The 3,050-nt window shown below is 70.0% G+C and carries 4 protein-coding genes; all 4 read right to left on the bottom strand.

From position 1 onward, the window contains the following. Positions 1 to 849, bottom strand: an 849-nt coding sequence (locus R1101_RS0120000) for a HAMP domain-containing histidine kinase (RefSeq protein WP_016935080.1), incomplete at its 3' end; no start/stop codon positions are given. A 9-nt stretch (positions 850 to 858) separates the two neighbouring features. Next, entirely contained in the window at positions 859 to 1,542 is a 684-nt protein-coding gene (locus R1101_RS0119995) for a response regulator transcription factor (RefSeq protein WP_026003498.1), read from the bottom strand. Positions 1,543 to 1,617: 75 nt separating this feature from the next. Further along, positions 1,618 to 2,181 (bottom strand): PH domain-containing protein, encoded by a 564-nt coding sequence (locus tag R1101_RS0119990; protein ID WP_016935078.1) that lies wholly within the window; start codon positions 2,179 to 2,181, stop codon positions 1,618 to 1,620. A gap of 55 nt (positions 2,182 to 2,236) precedes the next feature. Then, the coding region (locus tag R1101_RS0119985) for a biotin--[acetyl-CoA-carboxylase] ligase (RefSeq protein WP_016935077.1) at positions 2,237 to 3,050 on the bottom strand (814 nt) is incomplete at its 5' end.

Below are 3,050 nucleotides of genomic sequence, written 5' to 3'. Positions count from 1 at the left end.
GACCACCGAGACGTCCGTGCGCTGGTCGGCGCTGCTGTCGCGGGACTGGCGCACGAGCCCGTCGATCGCGGTGGTCAACCGGTCCACCTGGGCCATGGCCGCATCGGCCTCCTCCACCACGGCGGGATCCTCGTGGGTGGACAACTCGTCCAGGCGCAGCCGGATCGCGGTCATCCGGGAGCGGAGCTGATGCGACACGTCGCCGACGAGCGCGTGCTCGCGTTGCAGGCGGTGCGAGATCTCGACGGCGGCCGCGTCCAGCACGTCCGAGACGCGATCCAGCTCGGGAATGCCGTGCCGCCGGGCCACCGGGCGGAAATCTCCCTCGGCGAGGCGGGCCGCCCGGTTCGCCACGTCGCGCAGCGGGTCGGCGAGTCGTCGGGCGGTCGCCACCGCGACCAGCGCCCCGGCCGCGACGGACAGCAACACGAGCAAACTCACCGCGGCGAGCACCTGTTGTTGCAGGGTGCGCATGCTCTCCGAGGGCACCTCGATGAGCAGCGAGCCCGACGTGCCCATCGACAACGACTCGACGATCGACGCCCCGAGCACCGGCGTGCCGATGTCCAGGCGTGCCGCGACGTTCTCGGGGGTCGGATACACGACGACGGCCCGTCCGTCGGTGGGAACGAGCAGGCGCAGCGAACTCGTATCGAGCCCACCGACGACGAATCCGTCGGTGCCCTCCTGGGCGATGATCTCGTCGGCCATGCGTTCGAGCCGAGTCTGCAGGTCGCGCCGGGCAGTGTCCTCGACGAACAGGAAGGCCGTGTAGGCCAGGGGGACGCCGAGCAACAACGCGACGAGCAGCACGGTCGCCAGGACGGCGTTGAGGATGCGGCTGCGCACGCCGAAAGGCTAGTCGGTGTTCAGCCGGAAACCGACGCCGCGCACCGTGGCGATGCGACGTTCCCCGGCCGGTCCCTCGTCGCCGATCTTCCGGCGCAACCACGACATGTGCATGTCGAGAGTCTTCGAACCGCGCAGATCGGCGTCGCCCCACACCTCCTCGAGAATGGCGTCGCGAGAGACGACCTGCCCCGCGTGCTCGAGCAGCACACGCAGGAGCTCGTACTCCTTGTTGGCGAGGGTCACTTCCGAGCCGTCCACGAGGACGCGGCGCGCGGCGCGCTCGAGCCGGATCCCGGCGACGTCCACGATGTCGTCGTTCTCCGGGCCGCCACGGCGACGCAGCAGCGCGCGCACACGCGCCATGAGTTCGGCGAGGCGGAAGGGTTTGCCGACGTAGTCGTCGGCACCGGCATCGAGACCGACGACGAAGTCCACTTCGTCGGTGCGGGCGGTGAGCATGAGGACGGCGAGATCGGAGCGGCTCGCCCGGATCTGGCGGCACACCTCGAGTCCGTCCATTCCGGGGAGACCGAGATCGAGGATGAGCAGTTCGAACCTGCCCGACAGTGCCTGGTCGAGCGCGTCCGGACCGTTGTCCTCGACGGTCACGTCGTACCCTTCGCGTCCCAGCGCGCGGGACAGCGGTGCAGCGATGGCGTCGTCGTCTTCGGCGAGTAGAACGGCAGTCACCACGCCAGCCTACGGATCGGGGTTCGCTTTGTCGGGATTACGAGCGGGTCGTGTCGGCGGTCGTTCCGCTCGCCGTCACCAGGCCTTCCGGTGCTCGTGTTCGTCGCGCCGGTAACGAGTGGTGTGACGGTCGTCGGGGCGCGACTCCTGTGCGTCGAAGGCCTGCCGGTAGAGCAGGGCGTGCACCTGCTGCACGTCGGGGATGTCGTCGAACTCGATGGGATCGTCGGCCGCGGAGACGACGACGAGCGTGCCGGTCCGCAGTATCCGGTCGACGAGACCGTGCCGGAACTGGACGTTGCTGATCCGGCCCATCGGGATGTCGATACCGGTGTGGGTGAGGACGCCGGTGCGGACGAGGACGCGCCGGTCGGTGACGATGAAATGCGTCGTCAGCCACCCGACGAAACGGGGGACGCACAGCCGGCCGACGATGCCGATCCATACGACGGCCACGGCGACGGCGCACGCGGTCGCGGCCGCACCGTCGAGGCGCGCCTGGATCGTGCCCAGCAGGAATCCGGCGATCATCGTGGACGCGAGGAAGATCACCGTCGGCAGCACGAGCGCCTTCCAGTGCGGATGCCGATGCAGCAGCAACTCTTCCTCGGGTGCAAGGGCGTCCTCCGGATATCCCATACCGCTCACGATGGCATATGCCGGTGCTGTGCCGATGCGAGCGGTCGCACGGCGATCAGACCGGGCGCAGATGTGTGATGTCGCCCGCAGCGACCGCCACGGCATCTCCCCCACCGTCGGGGCGGATCACGATGCGCCCCTGGTCGTCGACGTCGGTGGCGACGCCGTGCAGTTCGGTGTCGCCGGGCAGGATCGCGCGGACGCGTTGCCCGATCGTGCTGCACCGTTCGCGGTACGCCGCGGCCAGGTCGGCGGTGTCCCATCCCGCGCGGGCCCATGCCCGGATCCGCTCACCGAAACCCGCCAGCAGCGCCTGCGCGAGCGGGGTGCGATCGAGTTCGGCGGCGTCCTCGAGCAACAGAGAGGTGGCGGTGGGCACAGGCAGTTCGTCGCGTCCGAGGGTGGCGTTGATGCCGATCCCGGCGACCACCGTGGGCACCGGCGAGGTGGTGGCGACCTCCACGAGGATGCCGGCGAGCTTGCGTCCGTCGACGAGAACGTCGTTGGGCCACTTCAATTTCGCCTCCACGCCGGTGACCGATCGCACGGCGTCGACCGTGGCGACACCGCACAGCAGCGGGAGCCATCCGAGGTTCTGCAGCGGGCACTCGGGCAGGCGCAGCAGGACCGAGACGATGATCTGCGCGCCGGGCACCCCGTTCCAGGTGCGCGAGTGGCGACCGCGGCCCCCGTGCTGGAACTCGGCGAGGAGCACCCGGCGGTCGTCGCCGGTCGCGGCGACGGCGAGCAGATCCGCGTTGGTCGAAGCCGTGTCGGCGACGACGTCGAGACGGGTGTAGAAGCCCTCACGCTCGGCGCCGACGAGAACATCGCGGAGCGCCGCCTCGTCGAGCGGTGTGCGGAGGGCG

Source organism: Rhodococcus sp. R1101 (genome assembly GCF_000278445.1).
GTDB lineage: Bacteria > Actinomycetota > Actinomycetes > Mycobacteriales > Mycobacteriaceae > Rhodococcus > Rhodococcus gordoniae.
Note: the sequence above shows the minus strand (reverse complement) of the source record. Positions and strands in the feature narration are given on the sequence as shown.